The 20350-nt window shown below is 65.9% G+C and carries 17 protein-coding genes and 1 other RNA gene; 13 read left to right on the top strand and 5 right to left on the bottom strand.

Annotated features, from left to right (window positions below; genetic code table 11):
• Positions 1-133 precede the first annotated feature (133 nt).
• From DIE23_RS01995 to DIE23_RS01975, 5 genes are all read left to right on the top strand, one after another.
• Positions 134-1420 (top strand): Glu/Leu/Phe/Val dehydrogenase, encoded by a 1287-nt coding sequence (locus tag DIE23_RS01995; RefSeq protein WP_124610567.1) that lies wholly within the window; start codon positions 134-136, stop codon positions 1418-1420.
• Between the two features lie 251 nt (positions 1421-1671).
• Positions 1672-2565: a glutamate/aspartate ABC transporter substrate-binding protein gene (locus DIE23_RS01990; protein WP_185646372.1), complete on the top strand. Its 894-nt coding sequence runs from the start codon at positions 1672-1674 to the stop codon at positions 2563-2565.
• 84 nt (positions 2566-2649) lie between these two features.
• On the top strand, positions 2650-3390 hold the full coding sequence (locus DIE23_RS01985; protein WP_124610565.1) for an amino acid ABC transporter permease: 741 nt from the start codon (positions 2650-2652) through the stop codon (positions 3388-3390).
• The gene (gene gltK, locus DIE23_RS01980) at positions 3390-4067 is read left to right on the top strand and encodes a glutamate/aspartate ABC transporter permease GltK (protein WP_124610564.1); all 678 of its coding nucleotides are present in this window, start codon (positions 3390-3392) and stop codon (positions 4065-4067) included. Before DIE23_RS01985 ends, gltK begins: the two co-directional genes overlap by 1 nt.
• Entirely contained in the window at positions 4064-4789 is a 726-nt protein-coding gene (locus tag DIE23_RS01975; RefSeq protein ID WP_014898077.1) for an amino acid ABC transporter ATP-binding protein, read from the top strand. Before gltK ends, DIE23_RS01975 begins: the two co-directional genes overlap by 4 nt.
• A 123-nt stretch (positions 4790-4912) precedes the next feature.
• Here the strand turns inward: DIE23_RS01975 and DIE23_RS01970 are convergent, their stop codons facing one another.
• Together DIE23_RS01970 and DIE23_RS01965 are read right to left on the bottom strand one after the other, a co-directional pair.
• Positions 4913-10159 carry an autotransporter outer membrane beta-barrel domain-containing protein gene (locus DIE23_RS01970; RefSeq protein WP_124610563.1) on the bottom strand — a complete coding sequence of 1749 codons (5247 nt, stop codon included), beginning with the start codon at positions 10157-10159 and terminating at the stop codon, positions 4913-4915.
• Positions 10160-10752: 593 nt separating this feature from the next.
• Entirely contained in the window at positions 10753-11667 is a 915-nt protein-coding gene (locus tag DIE23_RS01965; protein ID WP_124610562.1) for a class II glutamine amidotransferase, read from the bottom strand.
• 202 nt (positions 11668-11869) lie between these two features.
• Between DIE23_RS01965 and pyrC the strand changes: the two genes are divergently transcribed.
• The 3 genes from pyrC (at position 11870) to rnpB (ending at position 14233) form a co-directional block, all read left to right on the top strand.
• Positions 11870-12934, top strand: coding sequence for a dihydroorotase (gene pyrC / locus DIE23_RS01960; protein WP_124610561.1), 1065 nt, complete (start codon positions 11870-11872; stop codon positions 12932-12934).
• The gene (locus DIE23_RS01955) at positions 12931-13809 is read left to right on the top strand and encodes a DUF3025 domain-containing protein (protein WP_124610560.1); all 879 of its coding nucleotides are present in this window, start codon (positions 12931-12933) and stop codon (positions 13807-13809) included. Before pyrC ends, DIE23_RS01955 begins: the two co-directional genes overlap by 4 nt.
• A 12-nt stretch (positions 13810-13821) precedes the next feature.
• An RNA gene (gene rnpB, locus DIE23_RS01950) (RNase P RNA component class A) lies at positions 13822-14233 on the top strand.
• 70 nt (positions 14234-14303) lie between these two features.
• Here rnpB and DIE23_RS01945 read toward each other — a convergent pair.
• Both DIE23_RS01945 and DIE23_RS01935 read right to left on the bottom strand, forming a co-directional pair.
• Positions 14304-14768 carry an OsmC family protein gene (locus DIE23_RS01945; RefSeq protein ID WP_072465471.1) on the bottom strand — a complete coding sequence of 155 codons (465 nt, stop codon included), beginning with the start codon at positions 14766-14768 and terminating at the stop codon, positions 14304-14306.
• 434 nt (positions 14769-15202) lie between these two features.
• Positions 15203-15508, bottom strand: a complete 306-nt coding sequence (locus tag DIE23_RS01935) for a DUF1090 family protein (protein WP_124610559.1) — start codon at positions 15506-15508, stop codon at positions 15203-15205.
• 311 nt (positions 15509-15819) lie between these two features.
• On the opposite strand from DIE23_RS01935, the gene rplM reads away from it, so the two are divergent.
• The 3 genes from rplM to erpA all read left to right on the top strand — a co-directional run bounded on the left by rplM (position 15820) and on the right by erpA (position 17231).
• Positions 15820-16248, top strand: coding sequence for a 50S ribosomal protein L13 (gene rplM, locus DIE23_RS01930; RefSeq protein ID WP_009687896.1), 429 nt, complete (start codon positions 15820-15822; stop codon positions 16246-16248).
• An 11-nt stretch (positions 16249-16259) separates the two neighbouring features.
• Complete coding sequence (rpsI, locus tag DIE23_RS01925; RefSeq protein ID WP_011883283.1) at positions 16260-16652, top strand: 30S ribosomal protein S9; 393 nt, start codon at positions 16260-16262, stop codon at positions 16650-16652.
• A gap of 207 nt (positions 16653-16859) precedes the next feature.
• Complete coding sequence (erpA, locus tag DIE23_RS01920) at positions 16860-17231, top strand: iron-sulfur cluster insertion protein ErpA (protein ID WP_059451991.1); 372 nt, start codon at positions 16860-16862, stop codon at positions 17229-17231.
• A gap of 122 nt (positions 17232-17353) precedes the next feature.
• Here erpA and DIE23_RS01915 read toward each other — a convergent pair whose 3' ends face one another.
• Positions 17354-18502, bottom strand: coding sequence for an anhydro-N-acetylmuramic acid kinase (locus DIE23_RS01915; protein WP_124610558.1), 1149 nt, complete (start codon positions 18500-18502; stop codon positions 17354-17356).
• Between the two features lie 142 nt (positions 18503-18644).
• Here DIE23_RS01915 and tyrS point away from each other — a divergent pair, with 142 nt between their 5' ends.
• Both tyrS and dtd read left to right on the top strand, forming a co-directional pair.
• Entirely contained in the window at positions 18645-19886 is a 1242-nt protein-coding gene (tyrS, locus tag DIE23_RS01910) for a tyrosine--tRNA ligase (RefSeq protein ID WP_124610557.1), read from the top strand.
• On the top strand, positions 19883-20341 hold the full coding sequence (gene dtd, locus DIE23_RS01905) for a D-aminoacyl-tRNA deacylase (protein WP_006751891.1): 459 nt from the start codon (positions 19883-19885) through the stop codon (positions 20339-20341). Before tyrS ends, dtd begins: the two co-directional genes overlap by 4 nt.
• Positions 20342-20350: the final 9 nt, after the last annotated feature.

Genomic DNA, 20350 nt, shown 5'->3' with positions numbered 1-20350 from the left:
TGCGCAAATCGACCGCGGATTTGCGAAAAATCACGATCATGCAAGAAACGCATAATCGAATAAGCAAACGGCATTGGATAAAAAAAACGGGTTTTTCGACAATGTGCGCAATCCGTTGAACGTTGGAGCGTCCATGTCTTCGCAACTGCAGTCCATCCCGTCCTACCTTCACGCCGACGATCTCGGCCCGTGGGGCAACTACCTTCAGCAGGTCGATCGCGTCGCACCGTACCTCGGTTCGCTGTCGCGCTGGCTGGAAACGCTGAAGCGTCCGAAGCGCATCCTGATCGTCGACGTGCCCATCGAGCTCGACAACGGCACCGTCGCGCACTTCGAAGGCTACCGCGTGCAGCACAACGTGTCGCGCGGTCCGGGCAAGGGCGGCGTGCGTTACCACCAGGACGTGACGCTGTCGGAAGTGATGGCACTGTCGGCATGGATGTCGGTGAAGAACGCGGCCGTGAACGTGCCGTACGGCGGTGCGAAGGGCGGCATCCGCGTCGACCCGCGCAAGCTGTCGCGCGGTGAGCTCGAGCGCGTGACGCGTCGCTACACCAGCGAAATCGGCATCATCATCGGACCGAACACCGACATTCCGGCACCGGACGTCAACACCAACGAACAGGTGATGGCGTGGATGATGGACACGTTCTCGATGAACCAGGGCCAGACGTCGACTGGCGTCGTGACCGGCAAGCCGATCTCGCTCGGCGGTTCGCTCGGCCGCAAGGAAGCGACGGGTCGCGGCGTGTTCGTCGTCGGCTGCGAAGCGGCGAAGAAGAAGGGCCTGGAAATCGAAGGCGCGCGCATCGCGGTGCAGGGTTTCGGCAACGTCGGCGGCATCGCGGCGAAGCTGTTCCAGGAAGCGGGTTCGAAGGTGATCGCGGTGCAGGATCACACGGGCACGATCTACCGGCCGGCCGGCCTCGATTCGAACAAGCTGCTCGACCACGTGGCACGCACGGGCGGCGTCGCGGGATTCGAAGGCGCTGAACCGATGCCGAACGACGAGTTCTGGACGGTCGAGACGGACATCCTGATCCCGGCGGCACTGGAAAACCAGATCACCGAGAAGAACGCATCGAAGATCCGCACGAAGATCATCGTCGAAGGCGCGAACGGCCCGACGACGACGGCGGCCGACGACATCCTGAGCGCGAACGGCGTGCTCGTGATCCCCGACGTGATCGCGAACGCGGGCGGCGTGACCGTGTCGTACTTCGAGTGGGTGCAGGACTTCTCGAGCTTCTTCTGGACGGAAGACGAGATCAACCACCGTCTCGAGCGCGTGATGCGCGAAGCGTTCGCCGGCGTGTGGGCGGTCGCGGAAGAGCACAAGGTCTCGGTGCGTACGGCGGCGTTCATCGTCGCGTGCAAGCGCATCCTGATGGCGCGCGAAATGCGCGGCCTGTACCCCTGATCAGTCATTGCCGATCGTCGATCGGTTGACTACGCTCAAAGCATGACGCAATCCACCCGATTGCGTGCATGAACCCTCGCGGGCGGTGCCGAATCCGGCATCGCCCGCGCGTGCATTCATGCGCCGCAGGAGCGCCCGAGGCCGGGAGGACGGCTTCGCGTGGGGCGATTCGTAGTGCGGTAAAGAACCAGTACTTTCAAAAATATTACTTTGATACACTGGCGCGGGTTTTAGCCAAGGAGATGACCAAAATGAAATACCAAAAGGCAGTCCTGATGGTCGCGGCGCTGTGCGCGTTTGCGAGCGGCGCGCATGCACAGGAGACCGGCACGCTGAAGAAGATCAAGGACACGGGCGTGATCGCGCTGGGCCACCGCGAATCGTCGATTCCGTTCTCCTATTATGACCAGAGCCAGCAGGTCGTCGGCTATTCGCGCGAATTCCAGCTGAAGGTTGTGGACGCGGTGAAGAAGAAGCTGAACCTGCCGAACCTGCAGGTCAAGAACATCCCGGTCACGTCGCAGAACCGCATCCCGCTCGTGCAGAACGGCACGGTCGACATCGAGTGCGGCTCGACGACCAACAACGTCGAGCGTCAGCAGCAGGCCGCATTCTCCGACACGATCTTCGTGATCGGCACGCGCCTGATGACGAAGAAGGATTCGGGCGTGAAGGACTTCGCCGACCTGAAGGGCAAGACGGTCGTGACCACCGCCGGCACGACGTCCGAGCGCCTGCTGCGCAAGATGAACAACGAGAAGCAGATGGGCATGAACATCATCAGCGCGAAGGACCACGGCGACTCGTTCAACACGCTCGAGTCGGGCCGCGCGGTCGCGTTCATGATGGACGACGCGCTGCTCGCGGGCGAGCGCGCGAAGGCGAAGCAGCCGGGCGAGTGGGTGATCGTCGGCACGCCGCAATCGGAAGAGGCGTACGGCTGCATGATGCGCAAGGGCGATGCGGACTTCAAGAAGGTCGTCGACGACGCGATCTCGCAAGTCGAGAAGTCGGGCGAAGCCGCGAAGATCTACGCGAAGTGGTTCGAGAACCCGATCCCGCCGAAGGGGCTGAACCTGAACTTCCCGCTGTCCGATTCGATGAAGAAGCTGTACGCGAACCCGAACGACAAGGCGCTCGACTGACCACGCGGCTGTTGATGCAGAAATGACGCTACTGAAACGGAAGAGGCCACGCTTCTTCCGTTTCTTTTTGCTGGAGTCTTGCCCATGTCTTACCACTGGAACTGGGGCATCTTCCTGAGCCCCGTCTCGACCGGCGAGCCGACGACTTACTTCGGATGGCTGATGTCCGGCTTCTGGGTGACGATCAAGGTGTCGCTCGTCGCCTGGGTCATCGCGCTGATCGTCGGTTCGCTGTTCGGCGTGCTGCGCACGGTGCCGAACAAATGGCTGTCCGCGATCGGCACCGTGTACGTGTCGATCTTCCGGAACATCCCGCTGATCGTGCAGTTCTTCGTCTGGTACCTCGTCGTGCCCGAACTGCTGCCCGCGTCGATCGGCACCTGGATCAAGCAGTTGCCGCCCGGCACGCAGTTCTTCACCGCGTCGATCATCTGTCTCGGCCTGTTCACGGGCGCGCGCGTGTGCGAACAGGTGCGCTCGGGGATCAACGCGCTGCCGAAGGGCCAGCGCGCGGCCGGCCTCGCGATGGGTTTCACGCAATGGCAGACGTACCGCTACGTGCTGCTGCCGGTTGCGTACCGGATCATCGTGCCGCCGCTTACGTCCGAGTTCCTGAACATCTTCAAGAACTCCGCGGTCGCATCGACGATCGGCCTGCTCGACCTGTCCGCGCAGGCGCGCCAGCTCGTCGACTACACCGCGCAGACCTATGAGTCGTTCATCGCGGTGACGCTCGCGTACGTGGTCATCAACCTCGTCGTGATGGCGTTCATGCGCTGGATCGAAGGCCGCACGCGGCTGCCCGGCTACATCGGAGGCAAGTGATGCATCAGTTCGACTGGAGTAGTATTCCCGGCGCGATACCGACGCTGTGGTCCGGTGCGATCGTCACGTTCAAGATCACGCTGATCGCGATCGTCATCGGCATCGTGTGGGGCACGTTGCTCGCGCTGCTGCGGCTGTCCGGCGTGAAGCCGCTCGAGTGGTTCGCGAAGGCATACGTGACGGTGTTCCGCTCGATTCCGCTCGTGATGGTGCTGCTGTGGTTCTTCCTGATCGTGCCGCAGGTGCTGCAGGGCGCGCTCGGGCTGTCGCCGACGATCGACATTCGCCTCGCCTCGGCGATGGTCGCGTTCTCGCTGTTCGAAGCCGCGTATTATTCCGAGATCATCCGGGCCGGCATCCAGGCGGTGCCGCGCGGGCAGGTGAACGCCGCGTACGCGCTCGGCATGAACTACGCGCAGGCAATGCGCCTCGTGATCCTGCCGCAGGCGTTCCGCGCGATGGTGCCGCTGCTGCTCACGCAGGCGATCGTCCTGTTCCAGGATACGTCGCTCGTATACGTGATCAGTCTCGCGGACTTCTTCCGCACGGCCGCCAACATCGGCGATCGCGACGGCACGACCGTCGAGATGGTCCTGTTCGCGGGCGCATGCTATTTCGTGATTTGCTCGGTGGCGTCTGCCCTCGTCAAAGGTCTCCAGAAAAAGGTCACAAGATGATTTCCATCAAGAACGTTTCGAAGTGGTACGGCCAGTTTCAGGTCCTCGCCGATTGCACGACCGAGGTCAAGAAAGGCGAGGTGGTGGTCGTGTGCGGTCCGTCGGGCTCCGGCAAGTCGACGCTGATCAAGACCGTGAACGGCCTGGAGCCGTTCCAGCAGGGCGAGATCCTCGTGAACGGCCAGTCGGTCGGCGACAAGAAGACGAACCTGTCGAAGTTGCGCTCGAAGGTGGGGATGGTGTTCCAGCATTTCGAGCTGTTCCCGCACCTGTCGATCACCGAGAACCTGACGCTCGCGCAGATCAAGGTGCTCGGCCGCGGCAAGGACGAAGCGGCCGAGAAGGGCATGAAGCTGCTCGATCGCGTCGGCCTGAAGGCGCATGCGCACAAGTTTCCGGGCCAGCTGTCGGGCGGCCAGCAGCAGCGGGTCGCGATCGCGCGCGCGCTGTCGATGGACCCGATCGCGATGCTGTTCGACGAACCGACGTCCGCGCTCGATCCCGAGATGATCAACGAAGTGCTCGACGTGATGGTCGAGCTCGCGCAGGAAGGGATGACGATGATGGTCGTCACGCACGAAATGGGCTTCGCGAAGAAGGTCGCCCATCGCGTGATCTTCATGGACAAGGGCGCGATCGTCGAGGACGACCGCAAGGACGATTTCTTCTCGAATCCGAAATCGGATCGCGCGAAGGACTTCCTCGCGAAGATCCTGCACTGAGCACGCGTGCATCGCGCGCTTCGTGCGCGTGGCATGCGCAAACCGCCCGGCCGAGCGCCGGGCGGTTTTTTTTCGCCTGCCCGTCGCCCGCCGGTGGCGGCGGACGGATTCCGGCATCGGGCGTTACCAGCTGTAGCGGTAGCCGACCTGCCCGGTGACGCCGCGCCGGTAATCGCCGCCGATGTTGCGCGCATATTTCACGTTCGCGTACAACTCGCCCGACTTGCCGAAACCCGCGGTCACGCCAAGGCCGAGCTCGTACCAGGTGCGGCCCAGGTGCGTCGCGAACGGCGTGCCGCCGACGACGGTCTGGCCCGGCGACAGGAAGTCGTGCAGCACGTCGGCCGTGAAGTACGGCGTCGCCGCGCCGCCGCCCGCGTTCGCGTCGAGGTTCGGCCGGAAGAACCGCACGCCGACGCGCCCGCGCAGCGCGTGGGTGGTCGTGCCCGACACGGCCGACACGTTGTCGCTGAACCCGTTCAGTTTCAGGTACTGATACATCAACTGCGCCTGCGGTTCGACCGCGATCGGCGTGCCGCCGATCCCGAACGGCTTGCCGACTTCCTGCGACAGCGCGACGCCAAATCCGTTCTGCGATGCCTCGTTGCCGTAGCTGTCGCGATAGCGGTTGCCGTAGTGCGTGACCTGGCCGACGCTGTCGAAGTAGGTGCCGTCGGACAGGTAGCGCGTCCAGTAGCCGCCGACGCTCTGCGCGTGCATCTCGACCGAGCCCGTCGACGTCGACAGGCCCGGCGGGTCCGCGCGCGCGACGTCGCTGAAGCTGGCGTTCGCGACGCCGATGCTCGCCGTCACGCCCGCATGCGTGCTGCCGCCGGCGGGTGCCTGGTCGAGCGTCCAGTCCTTGCCGAGCTGCGCGAAGAACGTGCGCTCGTCGGCCGCGAAGCGGCCCGCGTTCGCGTCGAGGCTCTGTCCGCCGATGCGGCCCCACACGCCGTCGCGGTTGCCCGGCGCCTGCTTCTCCAGGTTGTAGATGTCGCCGACGCGCTCGTGCAGCTTGCCGAGCGTCGAGAAGCCGTAGTCGGCGTTCAGCAGCGGCGTCATCGCATAGCCTGCCACGCCCGGACGGTACGCGAGATTGCCGCCGTTGCCGCCGCCGTCGATGACGGTCGGGCCGACCGGATCGCCGGGGGCCATCGGGTCGAGCTGCGAGCGCAGGTACCAGCCGTTCGCATCGCGCTGTCCGCCGCGGTAAAGCCGGTATTCATACGCGCCGGCCTGGACCGGGCCCGCGAGATGGAATGCCGATGCGGCGGTCGTGCCGCCGTTGGCCGTGACGACCACCGGAATCCCGTCACCCGTCGTCTGCGCGCCGGTGCCGGCCGTGTTCGCGATCTTCAGCCCCGTCGTGCCGCTCGCGGTGCCGCCGCTCACGATCAGCTGGTCGGTCGGCGATGCGTCGGCGCCGAGGTAGGTGTTCAGCGCGATCGTACCGCCGTTGCCGACGTAACTGCCGGTCGTCAGCGTCCGGTAGCTGGTCGCTGCCGTCGGCGCGCCGGACGGCGCGGCGAATGCAACCAGGCCCGCGTTGTTGAGGCTGCTCAGCACGGAGCTGCCGGTCATGTGCCACGTGCTCGAGCCGTCGACGGTCAGCGCGACCGGGTCGATCTTGCCGGTGAGGGTCGTGCCGTTCGTCAGGAACACGTTGCCGGTGCTCGACGCGTCCGACATGATGTCGCCGTTCAGTTTCACGGCCGACGCGTTGAAGGTCGCGGTGCTGCCGTTCGCGAGGTCCAGCAGCGTGCCGTTGCCGGCCGTCACGACGGTGCCGTTGCGTACCGCGATGTCGACCGTGCCGCCGCGTGCGGCGAACGCCGGCCCGGCGACGGACGCGACGCTGCCGCCGTCGACGAGCACCGAGTTCGTCGCGCCGGTCGCGAGCGTGTCCGTGCTCATCACGCCGGCCGTCGCGCCCTTGAGCGTCGTGCCGGTCAGCGCGAGCACGCCGCCGCTGTCGACGGTCGCGCCGTTACCGGCCGCGCTCGCGATCGACGAACCCGTGTCGCCGATGCGGGCGCCGTTCTGCGCGACGAGGCCGTCGGCTGCCGTGCCCGCCGCGGAGAGCGTCGTACCCGACAGCCACGCGGTCGCGCCGCTGCCCACGACGATCGCGTGCGCGCCGGCGCCCGTCGTCGCGACGGTCGTGCCGTCGCCCGCGAGCGTGGAATCCGCGCCCGTCACGAAGAGGCCGCGTGCGTTGTCGCCAGCGGTGCGCACGACGGTCGCCGCGTCGGTCGCGATGCGCGCGCCGGCGCCCGTCGACGACAGCCCGTCGGCGCCATGGCCGGTCGTGCCGATCTGCGTGCCCGACAGCACGATCGTCGTGTTGGAGCCGAGGTTGTCGATGCCCTTGCCGGCGCCACCCACCGCGATCGACGTCGCGCCGGCCGCGATCCCGCCGTTCGAGACGGTCGGGTCGATCAACACGCCGTCGGCGCTGCCGTGCGCGACGACGGTGCCCGCACCCGACAGGGCGACCGACGCGCCCGCGCCGGTCAGGTGCACACCCGCGACGCCATCGTCGGCCTCGATCGTGCCCGCGTTGGCGAGCGTGGCCGACGTGCCCTGCACGAGCGCGCCGGTGCCGTTCGACACGCGGATCGCCGACGCGTTGTTCACCGTGCCGAGCGTGCCGACCACGACGCCCGTCGAGCCGGCGCCGGTCAGCAGCACCGTGTCGCGGTTCTCGAGCGTGCCGAGGTTCTGCGCGATGAAACCCGTCACGCCCGCGGTCGACGAGGTGACCGCGGCATCGTTGGTCAGCGTCGTCGCGACCGGCGCGCCGGCATTCGCGCCGGCGAGGTCGTGCGCCTGGCCGTCGACGATGCCTGCGATCGCGCCGGTCGCGTTCAGGTTGATCGTCGCGTTCGTATCGATCGTGCCTTGCGCACCGCCTTCGACCGTGACCGCGACGCTGTTCGCGCCGTTGACGTTGTAGGTCGCATTGCCGGTCGACAGCGTGGTGCCGGCGCCGGTCGCGAGCACGCCGCGCGCACCCTGGCCGTTCACGTCCGTCGTCAGCGTGCCGGCCGCCGACGCGCCCGTGTAGGCCGCGCCGCTAGCGATGCGGAACAGCGTCGAATCGTCGGTGTCGACGCTGAGGTGCTGCGCGGCGACGTTGATCTTCGAGCCGGCGCCGTAGGCGTAGAAGCCGATCTGGTTGGTACCGGACACGAAATGCGGCACCGCGTTGGCCCAAACGCTGATCGTCGCGCCCGAGCGGGCATGCACGCCGATCGCGCCGGTGCCCGTCAGGTTGAGCTTGCCGTTGAGCGCGGCCGTCGCGCGCGGCCCTTCGGCCCACACGCCGTAGTTGCGCGTGTCCGAGGCCGGATCGAGGCCGCCGGCCACGTTGATCGTGCCGCTCGACAGGGCAGTCGTTGCCTTCGTACCGGTGCCGACGACCATGATGCCGATGCCGTTTACGCCGTTCAACGTGATGGTGCCGGCGTTGCTCACGGTCGCGGCCGTATTGGCCGCGAGCATGCCGACGTTGGCGAGCGGCGTGCCGGGCGCAGCGCCGTTGACGACGATCGTGCCTTCGTTGCTCAGATAGCCGTACGACGAATCGAAGCTCGCCATCGCGGTGCCGTTCTGCGTCTGCGAACCGATCACGATCGTGCCCAGGTTGCGCCCGGCGCCGGAACCGTTGAGCAGGATGCCGTACGCGTGCGCGGCGAGCGCGACGTCGTTTGCCGTGCCGCCCGGTGCATACTGCGCCGAGCGGCCGAGGTAGATCGTGCCGCCGGCTTGGTTCGTGAAGAGGCCGTCGTTGGTGACGAGGCCGCCGATCACCTGGCTGTCGAGCATCGTCGCATTGACGCCGACGTTGATCGTGCCGGTGTTCGACCCCGTCGCGCCGCCTGTCACGCCCACCGCGTAGTTCTGCAGGCCCGGCCGGTTGCCGTCGAGCGTCCACGCGCCGACGTTCATCACGCCGTTGTTGACGAACGAGGTGTCCCTGCCGCTCGCATACACGCCGTTGCCTTCCGTGTACGCGTTGAAGCCGAAGTTGGCGGGCGGCGCGCTGCCGCTCGTGTCGAAGTTGTCGCCGGACGCGTAGCCGGACGAGATCGTGCCGTTGTTGACGCCGCTTGCGCCGCTCAGCAGGCGCACCAACGTGAAGTCGCCCGACAGGCGCCCGTCGTTGACGAAGTGTGCGCCGTTCTCCGCGAAGACGGCCGAGTTCAGGATGATCGTGTTGGTGCCGCGGAAGTCGATCTGGCCGTCCTTGCCGATATGCAGCGTCGCGTTCGTGCCCGTGCCGTGCATCGCCGACAGGAAATCGATCGGCAGTGTGTTCTTGTCGCCCGCGGACACGTTGTTCTGGTACTGGAAGGTTTCCTGCGAGAACGTGACGGCCTGGCTGAACGCGTTGTCGTAGGCGGTCTGCGAGCCGAGCGCGCCGCTTTGCACCGAGCGCACGAGAAAGTCGTTGTACGCGACGAGCGATGTCGCGTCGGTGACCTTCCACGTGCTGCCGTCGAACGCGGTGAAGGTGCCCGCATAGGCCGGCACGTCGAGCTGGAGGTTGCCGACGGCGCCGCCGACCGTGAGATAGTCGCCGGTGGTGAACCAGATCTGGTTGCGCGAATTCCAGTTGACGGTGCTTTTCGCGGAGCCCGTGCCGTCCGCGAGGGTCAGGTCGGTAGCTTTCGCGGCCATCGTGATCGCGTTGCCGGCTGCATCGGGCGCGTTCGCCGCATTGCCGATCGACACGTTGAGCGTGCCGCCGGTGCGGCCGATGGTGCCGATGCGCGGGTTCAAGTACTGGCTGCCGTTCACGTCGTGGTAGACGGGCACGTTGGTCGCGCCGGCCGTCGACGCGGTGAACGCGGACGAGTCGTAGGTCGCGACCGACGTGTGGGTGCCGGTGATCGGGTCGGGCGTGCTGACGCTGTACGTCTTGCCGCCGAGCGACAGCAGCGGCTGGTTCGGATTGCCCGACAGGATGGTCGTGCTGCCAATCGGCGTGAGCGTGTAGCCGGCATCGCCGCGCGTGCCGGCCCATGCGCCGGTCAGGCCGATCGTGTCGCCGCCCGAGACGTCCATGGAACCGACTCCGTTGTCGTTGGCCGTCGGGCTGAAGCTGCCGATCGCGCAGGTGCCGCCGCTGGCGACCGGCGCGCCGTTGCCGCAAGTCGAGGCAACCGCCGGGCCGGCCGACAGCGCGGCCAACGCGACGCCGAGTGCGGCGATCCGCAGCGGCGGCCGGCGCACGGCTTCGTGCGTAGCGCTCCGGCCCGTGCCGGATTCGCTGCCCGAGCGCTTGCCGCGCGCCCGTGTCGTTTCCGCTACCGCGACCCAGCACCCGGTGGCTTCGCTCCAGATCGATCGAAATGAGTGATTCACGACATGCCCCTCTTTCTTGTTTTGAAGTGGTATTCGCCGCATGCGGCGAATGCGCATTCCACGGTGACGCGTGATTCGAATGGACGTGCGGCAGCCGTGGCTGCATTGCGCCAGTCAGGTTTCGTTACACCGTAGATGGAGCGAGTCTACTAATCGACGGGGCGGTCGATTTTCGAAAAATCAGGAAATGTGGGGATGGTAACGGTATTGAGTGGTATTTTTTAATTGTGTGGTTAATCGAACTGAAAGCCTTTGTGGGTGAGGGTTTGGTGGATTATCTGTAAAACGAGCGGAATCGCGGATTCGGTGGGCTGGCGCACGATCCGGGTGGGGATTTTGCTTTAAACTATGACTTCCGGGTTATCCGGTTTGAAGGTTCTTGTTTTATTTTTTCGCCAGTGAATTATTTTCGCTTGAAAATTAATAAAATAAAAGTGAATGCTGCGTGGCGACAATCGCGTGCGTGGAATGGCGACCTGAATGAAGCGTTGTCGGGTGCAGACTTTCAATGCCGGCGATCACCGGCGGATGTGTGGTGCGACGATGGTGCAAAAGCGGAAGGCGTGAAGGGTGCGTCTGCCGGCGCAGCGCGCTCAGAAATCGATCGAGTCGTCGGAATCGCCGTCTGCGCCGGCCGCGAGTGCGGCGTGCTGCATGCCGCACGGCGCGGACGCCGACGCGTCGAGCGCCGGGTTGCGCAGCTTCTCGAGCACGCGTTCGGGCACCGGAATCTGCATCCGCGCGGCGACGTCGCCGCACTGGAACATGATCAGCTCGCCCGGTTCGAACGAGGTCCAGATCTCGTTGTCGGTCAGCGGCTGCGTGGCGATCACCGCGACGCGATCCTCGGGCGTCGTGTATTTCGCGAAGTCGATCGACAGGTCTTCGTCGACCAGATGCGCGGTCGAGAACGGCCAGCGCCGCACGAGGTAGTGCAGTCGCGTCGAGCAGTGCGCGAAGAGGGCCTGGCCGTTCGACATCAGGAAGTTGAACACGCCGTGATCGGTGATGCCGCGCGTCAGCTCGCCGACACGCTCGAACAGTTCCGGCAACGGCGGCTGCGCGCCGGGGAACGCTTCGCGTAGCCCCTGCATCAGCACGCAGAACGCCTTCTCGCTGTCGGTCGTGCCGACCGGATGGTAGACGCTGCCGTCGAGGTCGGGTTCGTAGTCCTGCAGATCGCCGTTATGCGCGAAGATCCAGTGCCGCCCCCACAGCTCGCGCATGAACGGATGGCTGTTCTCGAGCAGGATGTGGCCCTGCGTGGCCTTGCGGATGTGCGCGATCGTGTTCTTGGACTTGATCGGGTAGCGCTTCACCATTTCGGCGATCGGCGAGGTGGCCGACGCCTGCTGGTCGATGAAGAGGCGACAGGCCTTGTCCTCGAAGAACGCGATCCCCCAGCCGTCGGCATGGTGATCGGTGAGGCCGCCCCGGGCCGCGAAACCTGTGAAGGAGAATGTGACGTCCGTCGGCGCGGCGCAGTTCATTCCTAGGAGTTGGCACATTTTACTTGGGGCGGGGGCGGAAGCAGGGGAACCAACCGGGTGAACCCCGGTACAATATGGCTTCTAGCATATCACCGAGCCTTGAGCGGTAAAAAGCGGATTCCGCCGGCCGAAGGCCCCGTGTTGCGGTTTGCCGTCAGTCGGCCCGCGCACGCGCATTCCGGCCCCGCAGATGGCCAGCCCGTTCCTCACGACGCCTCCTATGACTGCCTCGAACGCTTCCTCCCCGGCGACGCTCACGCTCGCCCGTCCCGACGACCTGCACCTGCACCTGCGCGACGGCGACATGCTGGCCGCGGTACTGCCGCACACGGCGCGCCAGTTCGCCCGCGCGATCGTCATGCCGAACCTGAAGCCGCCCGTCACGACCACCGCGCAAGCGCAGGCGTATCGCGAGCGAATCCTGGCCGCGCTGCCGGCGGGCATGGCGTTCGAGCCGCTGATGACGCTGTACCTGACCGACAACACGTCACCTGACGAAGTCCGCCGCGCGCGCGACAGCGGCTTCGTGCATGGTGTGAAGCTGTATCCGGCCGGCGCGACGACGAACTCGGATCACGGCGTCAGCGATCTCGCGAAGTGCGCGAAGACGCTCGAGGTCATGCAGGAAACCGGTATGCCGCTGCTCGTGCACGGCGAGGTGACCGATCCGGCGATCGACATGTTCGATCGCGAGAAGGTGTTCATCGACCGCGTGATGACGCCGCTGCGCCGCGATTTCCCCGGCCTGAAGGTCGTCTTCGAGCACATCACGACGAAGGACGCCGCCGACTACGTGCGCGACGCCGACGCGGCGCCGGGCCTGCTCGGCGCGACGATCACGCCGCAGCACATGCTGTACAGCCGCAACGCGCTGTTCGTCGGCGGGATCCGCCCGCACTACTACTGCCTGCCCGTGCTGAAGCGTGAAACGCACCGCGTCGCGCTCGTCGAAGCCGCGACGTCGGGCAATCCGCGCTTCTTCCTCGGCACCGACAGCGCGCCGCACGCGCGCGACGCGAAGGAAACCGCGTGTGGCTGCGCGGGCTGCTACACGGCGTTGCATGCGCTCGAGCTGTATGCGGAGGCGTTCGATCAGGCCGGCGCGCTCGACAAGCTGGAAAATTTCGCGAGCCGCTTCGGCGCCGATTTCTACGGGCTGCCGCGCAGCACCGAGACGATCACGCTGCGCCGCGAGACTTGGGAACTGCCGCGCGAGGTCTTTGCGGGCGATACGCCGGTCGTGCCGCTGCGCGCCGGTGAAACGATCGGCTGGAAGTTCGCGTGACCGGCACGCCGCCGCGCGGAGCCGGCCTGACGGCCGGCGACGGGGCGGCGGCGTTCGAGCGGATCGACTGGTCCGCGCCGTGGCTCGCGCCTTACGCGGCGCCCGGTCGTTCGCTCCAGGCGGCCGCGCTCGCGGGCGAGGCCGCGCTGCTCGATGCGCTGAACGGCGCGCTGCGCGGCGGTGCGTGGGCGAGCGGCCGTGGCCGGCCGCTGCGCTTCGTGCCGCAGGCCGAGCTGCCGCCCGGCCTCGCATACGAAACCCATATTGCCGACACCGGTGGCGTACCGACCCGCCACAATCTTCACGATTTCTTCAATGCACTCGTGTGGTTCGCGTATCCGCGCACCAAGGCTGCGCTGAACGCACGCCAGGCTGCGGCGATCGACGCCGCGGGCGGCGTCGGGCCGGTGCGCGGCACGCTGCGCGATGCGCTGACGCTGTTCGACGAGAACGCCGCGCTGTTCGTGACGGCCGACCGCTCGCTCGCCGACGCGCTGCGCGGTTTCAACTGGCAGCTGCTGCTGGTGGCGGCGCGCGACGCGTGGGGCACGCGCTGCGAGGCGCGGCTCGTCGGCCATGCGCTGCTGGAGAAGCTCGTCGCGCCCTACAAGTCCTGCACCGCGCACACGTGGATCGTCGAAGTGAGCGACGACTATTTCTCGTGGCCCGACGCCCGGCGTGCCGCGCATGTCGACGCGCGGATCGCCGGCGAACTCGCGACCCGCGAGCTGACGAGCCGCGATTTCGCGCCGCTCCCGGTGCTGGGCGTGCCAGGCTGGTGCAACGCGAATGCCGCGCCCGCGTTCTACGACGATCCGGCAGTTTTCCGCAGCGGCCGACGTTCGCGCGCTGCCGGCGGCGGCGCGCAGTGCTAGAATGCGCGTCGCAAAGCAGGCTAGGCAGTCGCGGCCTCGCCGCCTTCGGGCAGGCGGGGGCGAGGAAAGTCCGGACTCCACAGGGCAGGGTGATGGCTAACGGCCATCCGTGGCGACACGCGGAACAGGGCAACAGAAAGCAAACCGCCGATGGCCCGGCGCAAGCCGGGATCAGGTAAGGGTGAAACGGTGCGGTAAGAGCGCACCGCGGCGACGGCGACGTTCGCCGGCACGGTAACCTCCACCCGGAGCAATTCCAAGTAGGCAGGCGCGCATTTTCGGATGCAGGACGGGGCCCCCGTCTCGTCTGCGGGTAGGAAGCTTGAGCGCGTCAGCAATGGCGCGCCTAGAGGAATGGCTGCCACGCGCCGTGCGCTTCGGCGTGCAGCGTGCACAGAATCCGGCTTATCGGCCTGCTTTGCCGTTCGAATGCGAAAGGGCCGGCGCTCCGTCAGGAGCGCCGGCCTTTTTTTTCATGTGTGGCTGCCGCGAGTTCAGTCAGCGACGATGTCGAACGAATGCGTGAGTTCGGCCGTCTTCGCGATCATGATCGACGCGGAGCAGTACTTGTCGTGCGACAGGTTGATCGCGCGCTCGACCGTGGCCGGGTTGAGGTTGCGGCCCGTGACGGTGAAGTGGAAGTGGACCTTCGTGAACACCTTCGGATCTTCGCTCGCGCGTTCGGCCTTCAGCGTGACCGAGCAGCCGGTGACTTCCTGGCGGCTCTTCTTCAGGATCAGCACGACGTCGTACGCGGTGCAGCCGCCGGTGCCGACCAGCACCATTTCCATCGGGCGCGGCGCGAGGTTATGGCCGCCGCCTTCCGGCGCACCGTCCATCGCGACGAGGTGCCCGCTTCCGGTCTGGGCGGAAAACGCCATGCCGTCCTGACCCATCCAGCTTACTTTGCATTCCATGCTTGCGCTCCAGCGTTGCCTGATTCGGATTCGATCCGGCATTGTAGCCCGCTGCGCAACGGTCGGCTGATGCGCTGCACGACGCGCCGCGCCGCGCCGCCGTGTTCGGCGCCCGGCGGGGCGCCGAACGCCGATTTCCCTGCTTTCTTTAGGGGTTTTACTCTAGATGGACGGTTTGCCGATCGTGTTCTTGCTACCCAGTCGATTGATTTTAGAGAGGAAAATCCGTCTGTCTGGCAAAGCTGGCCATATTCCGTATTATGGTGTTGAATTTCGTAATGCAAATTTTCTTGTGAAGTCTGCGACGCATTCGTATAATGAGCCTCATTGGTTGTCGCGCTGCGGCAACCTCCGCATGTCTCCTCCACCCTCCTCCTAAGGTGGATTAAGCCCGAACCAGCCGTTCGGGCTTTTTTTCGTCCCGTGCAAACATCGGCGCTCAGTTTGCGCGCGCCGACATCCGCTGTTGATACCGATTACGCGGGCTGTCGCGCGGCCGGCTGCGACGCTGCGCCGGGCGGCGTGTCCGTGGATCGGGCGGCAGGGGCCGGAGCATGTGCGGCCGATGCGTGGCCGTGACCGCGCGCGCAAAAGTGGCGCACGCGTTCGCGTACCGCGCGCAGGCGGGCGATGCGATCTTCGGCATGGGCGCCGCGGGCGTCGGCGATGCGGGCGTCGAGGGCGTCGAGCTTGGCCTCGCAGCCGGCCCGGGCGGCGACGGCGGGCGCGGCGGCGGCCAGCAAGGCGGCCGCGAGAAAGGGCGTAAGTCGTTGTTTCATCATGCTTGTTTGTTGTTTTTCCGTTGTCGACCGGTCTGGCGCGGCAAGGTCAGGTGCCGCGCGTCGATGGGTGCCTCGCTGGGCGCTCGGTTCGCCTGGTGTATCGGGGCACGACCGGATTTTGGCGCATTTCGGGCGCCGCCGGCACGGGGCGCGGATTCTCTTTGACCGCCCTGCGGTATTTCCTTTATAATTCAGGGCTTTTCCGCATTCATGCCCACGGAAAAAGAACAGGGAGAGCCTGCACCGCGCCTCGAAGCGCACACAGACAAGCAGGAAGAACACATCGGGCAAAGCATTTTTTTGGATCGATCATGAAGACGTTTTCCGCAAAAGCCCATGAGGTGACGCGCGAATGGTACGTGATTGACGCGACGGATAAGGTTCTCGGCCGTGTTGCCAGCGAAGTGGCACGCCGTCTGCGCGGCAAGCACAAGCCTGAGTTCACCCCGCACGTCGACACTGGTGATTTCATCATCATCATCAACGCGAGCAAGTTGAAGGTCACGGGCAACAAGACTCTGGACAAGAAGTACTACCGTCACTCGGGCTACCCGGGCGGCATCTATGAAACGACGTTCGGCAAGATGCAAGAACGCTTCCCGGGCCGTGCGCTCGAGAAAGCGGTCAAGGGCATGCTGCCGAAGGGCCCGCTCGGCTACGCGATGATCAAGAAGCTGAAGGTCTACGCTGAAGCTACGCATCCGCATTCGGCGCAACAGCCGAAGGCGCTCGAGATCTAAGGGGAGCCCACATGATCGGTAACTGGAACTACGGTACGGGCCGCCGCAAGAGCGCAGTCGCACGTGTCTTCATCAAGGCTGGCAAGGGCGACATCATCGTCAACGGCAAGCCCATCGCTGACTACTTCTCGCGCGAAACGTCGCTGATGATCGTGCGTCAGCCGCTGGAACTCACGAACCACGGCCAGACGTTCGACATCAAGGTCAACGTCAATGGCGGCGGCGAAACGGGTCAGGCAGGTGCAGTGCGCCACGGCATCACCCGCGCGCTGATCGACTACGATGCGACGCTGAAGCCGTCGCTGTCGAACGCAGGCTTCGTCACGCGCGATGCACGTGAAGTCGAGCGTAAGAAGGTTGGTCTGCGCAAGGCACGTCGCGCAAAGCAGTTCTCGAAGCGTTAATTCCGCTTCATGGCCGCGCCGCTTCCGGGCGGCGTCCGCCGGAAAAACCGCCAGCTTTCGCGCTGGCGGTTTTTTTATGCCCGCGCGGCGGCCACCCGCGTGCGGGCCCCCGCATTGAAATCAACAAGAACCTATTGATTTCATGGACATCAGCACGATCTTCTGATCGGCCCTACAATAGCGGCTAAAGCTTTTTGGAGAGTTCGCATGAACGCTGTTACCGAATCCGCAGCAACGACGACCGAAATGCCGGTACCGTTCGTCTTCACCGACGCCGCGGCCGACAAGGTCAAGCAACTGATCGACGAAGAGGGCAATCCCGACCTGAAGCTGCGCGTGTTCGTGCAGGGCGGCGGCTGCTCGGGCTTCCAGTATGGCTTCACGTTCGACGAGGAAGTCAACGAGGACGACACCGTGATGAACAAGAACGGCGTCCAGCTCCTGATCGACTCGATGAGCTACCAGTACCTGGTCGGCGCCGAGATCGACTACAAGGACGACCTCAACGGTGCCCAGTTCGTGATCAAGAACCCGAACGCCACGACCACCTGCGGGTGCGGCTCGTCGTTCTCGGTCTGAGCGCACGACGGATCCTGTCCGGTTTGCCGGTATGAAAAACGGGGCTTCATGCCCCGTTTTTCATACCCGTGCGCGGTGCGAACCGCGCGGCCTGCGTCTCATCGCGTCGTTGGGGCCTTCGATCAGCGCGGATAAAGCGCGCCGAGCACGCGCTCGCTCGCGGCACCGGTCACGCTCGCGAGGTTGCCGGGCTGGCGCGCGGTGAAGCGATACGCGAGCCACGCGAACGCGAGCGCCTCGACCTGCTGCGGCGGCACGCCGAGCGCGGCCGTCGTATCCACCATCGCCGGCACGCCGGCCTCGTGCAGTGCCTTCCTTAGCGCTTCGAGCAGCACCGGGTTGCGGGCGCCACCGCCGCAGACGAACACCGCCTGGCAGCCGGCCGCGTGCTGCGCGATCTCGCGGGCGACCGAGACGGCGGTGAGCGCCGTCAGCGTTGCCTGCACGTCTTCCCGCGCGACCTGTGCGAACGCGGCCAGCTTCGCGTCGAGCCATGCGGGATTGAACAGGTCGCGGCCGGTGCTTTTCGGCGGCGGCGCGGCGAAGTAGGGCTCGTCGAGCAGCGCGTCGAGCAGCGGCGCGTGTACGTTGCCGCGCGCGGCGAACTTGCCGCCATCGTCGTACGGTTTGCCGAGGTGGCGTGTCGCCCACTCGTCGAGCAACGCATTCGCGGGCCCGCAGTCGAAGCCGCGCACGTCGCCGCCTTCGCCCGGCAGGATCGTGATGTTGCTGATGCCGCCGAGGTTGCAGACGACCCGCGTCTCGCCCGGCGCGCCGAATACCGTCGCATGGAACGCAGGCGCAAGCGGCGCGCCGTGGCCGCCGGCCGCGACGTCGCGGCTGCGGAAATCGGCGATCACGTCGATATGCGCAAGCTCGGCGAGCAGCGCCGGATTGTTGAGCTGACGCGTATAGCCGCGCTCGGGACGGTGCCGGACTGTCTGGCCGTGCACGCCGATCGCGTGGATCTCGTCGCGCGACAGGCCGGCCGTGCGCTGCAACTCGTGGCAGCACACCGCGTAGCGCGCGACGAGCGCGTTCGCCGCGACCGATTCGCGGTCGATTTCGTTGTCGCCGGGTTGCTGCAGCGCGAACAGCGCGTCGCGCAGCGATTGCGCGAAGCCGACGAACGCTTCCGCGAGCACGACCGGTGCCTTGCCGGTCTCGAATCGCACGGCGACGCCGTCGACGCCGTCCATGCTGGTTCCCGACATCAGCCCGAAGTAGATGCCGTCGGCCGGATGGGCGGGTTGCGGATGTCGTTGCGGCACGTTGGGTTCTCCTGGATCGAGCGGCGCGGGCCGGTGCCGAGCGCCTTGCGCCCGATTATCCGCGCAACCTGACGCGTCGTTAAGCGATGCACGCGCAAGTTATGGGAAAATCCCTGTCTTTGCGACATTCTTCCTGGCACCGATGAGCACCGAACCCAGTTCCAAGCCTGTTTTCCCGATCACCGACGAAGTCCGCCATGCGCTCACCGTCACGAAACGCGGCGTCGACGAGTTGCTGATCGAGGAAGAGTTCGCGCAGAAGCTCGCGCGCAGCGCGGCCACCGGCACGCCGCTGCGCATCAAGCTCGGCCTCGATCCGACCGCGCCTGACATCCACATCGGCCATACGGTCGTGCTGAACAAGATGCGCCAGCTGCAGGACCTCGGCCACACCGTGATCTTCCTGATCGGCGATTTCACGTCGCTGATCGGCGATCCGTCTGGCCGCAACGCGACGCGTCCGCCGCTCACGCGCGAACAGATCGAATCGAATGCGAAGACCTACTTCGAACAGGCCGCACTCGTGCTCGACCGCGAGAAGACCGAAATTCGCTACAACAGCGAATGGTCGATGCCGCTTGGCGCGGACGGGATGATCAAGCTCGCGTCGCGCTACACGGTCGCGCGGATCCTCGAGCGCGAGGACTTCACGAAGCGCTTCCAGGGCGGCGTGCCGATCTCGATCCACGAATTCCTGTACCCGCTGATGCAGGGCTACGATTCGGTCGCGCTGAACGCCGATCTCGAGCTCGGCGGCACCGACCAGAAGTTCAACCTGCTGGTCGGCCGAGAACTGCAGAAGCAGTACGGCCAGGAACAGCAGTGCATCCTGACGATGCCGCTGCTCGAAGGCCTCGACGGCGTCGAGAAGATGTCGAAGTCGAAGGGCAACTACGTCGGCATCAGCGAGAAGCCGACCGACATGTTTGGCAAGCTGATGAGCATCTCGGACACGCTGATGTGGCGTTACTTCGAACTGCTGTCGTTCCGCAGCCTCGACGAGATCGCCGGCTTCAGGCGCGACGCCGAAGGCGGCCGCAATCCGCGCGACTTCAAGGTACTGCTCGCGCAGGAAATCGTCGCGCGCTTCCACTCGCAGGCCGATGCCGAGCGTGCGCTCGAAGACTTCAACCACCGCGCGAAGGGGGGCGTGCCGGACGACATCCCGTCGGTCACGCTCGCGGGCGCGCCGCTCGCGATCGGACAGCTGCTGAAGCAGGCGGGCCTCGTGCCGTCGACGAGCGAAGCACTGCGCAACATCGAGCAGGGCGGCGTGAAGATCGACGGCGCGACGGTGTCCGACAAGGGCCTGAAGGTCGAGGCCGGCGAGTTCGTCATTCAGGTCGGCAAGCGCCGCTTCGCGCGCGTCACGCTGACCGCATGATCGCGCTGATCCAGCGCGTGAAGCGCGCCGACGTGCGCGTCGGCGACCGCACGACGGGCGAGATCGGCGCAGGGCTGCTCGCGCTCGTCTGCGCGGAGCGCGGCGACACAGAGGCCGCGGCCGACAAGCTGCTCGCGAAGCTGCTCGGCTATCGCGTGTTCAGCGACGCGGCCGGAAAGATGAACCTGCCGGTGTCGAACATCGACGGTGCGGGCGGCGCAGGCGGCCTGCTGCTCGTGTCGCAGTTCACGCTCGCGGCCGATACCAACAGCGGGCTGCGGCCGAGCTTCACGCCGGCCGCGCCGCCCGACGAAGGTGCGCGCCTGTTCGACTATTTCGTCGCTGCCGCGCGCGAGCGTCATCCGGTTGTCGAGACCGGCGAGTTCGGCGCCGACATGCAAGTGTCGCTCGTCAACGACGGCCCCGTGACGTTCTGGCTGCAAGTGCGGCCCTGATTCTTTCCC

Source organism: Burkholderia sp. Bp9143 (genome assembly GCF_003853645.1).
GTDB lineage: Bacteria > Pseudomonadota > Gammaproteobacteria > Burkholderiales > Burkholderiaceae > Burkholderia.
This window is presented reverse-complemented; position numbering and strand designations above follow the sequence as displayed.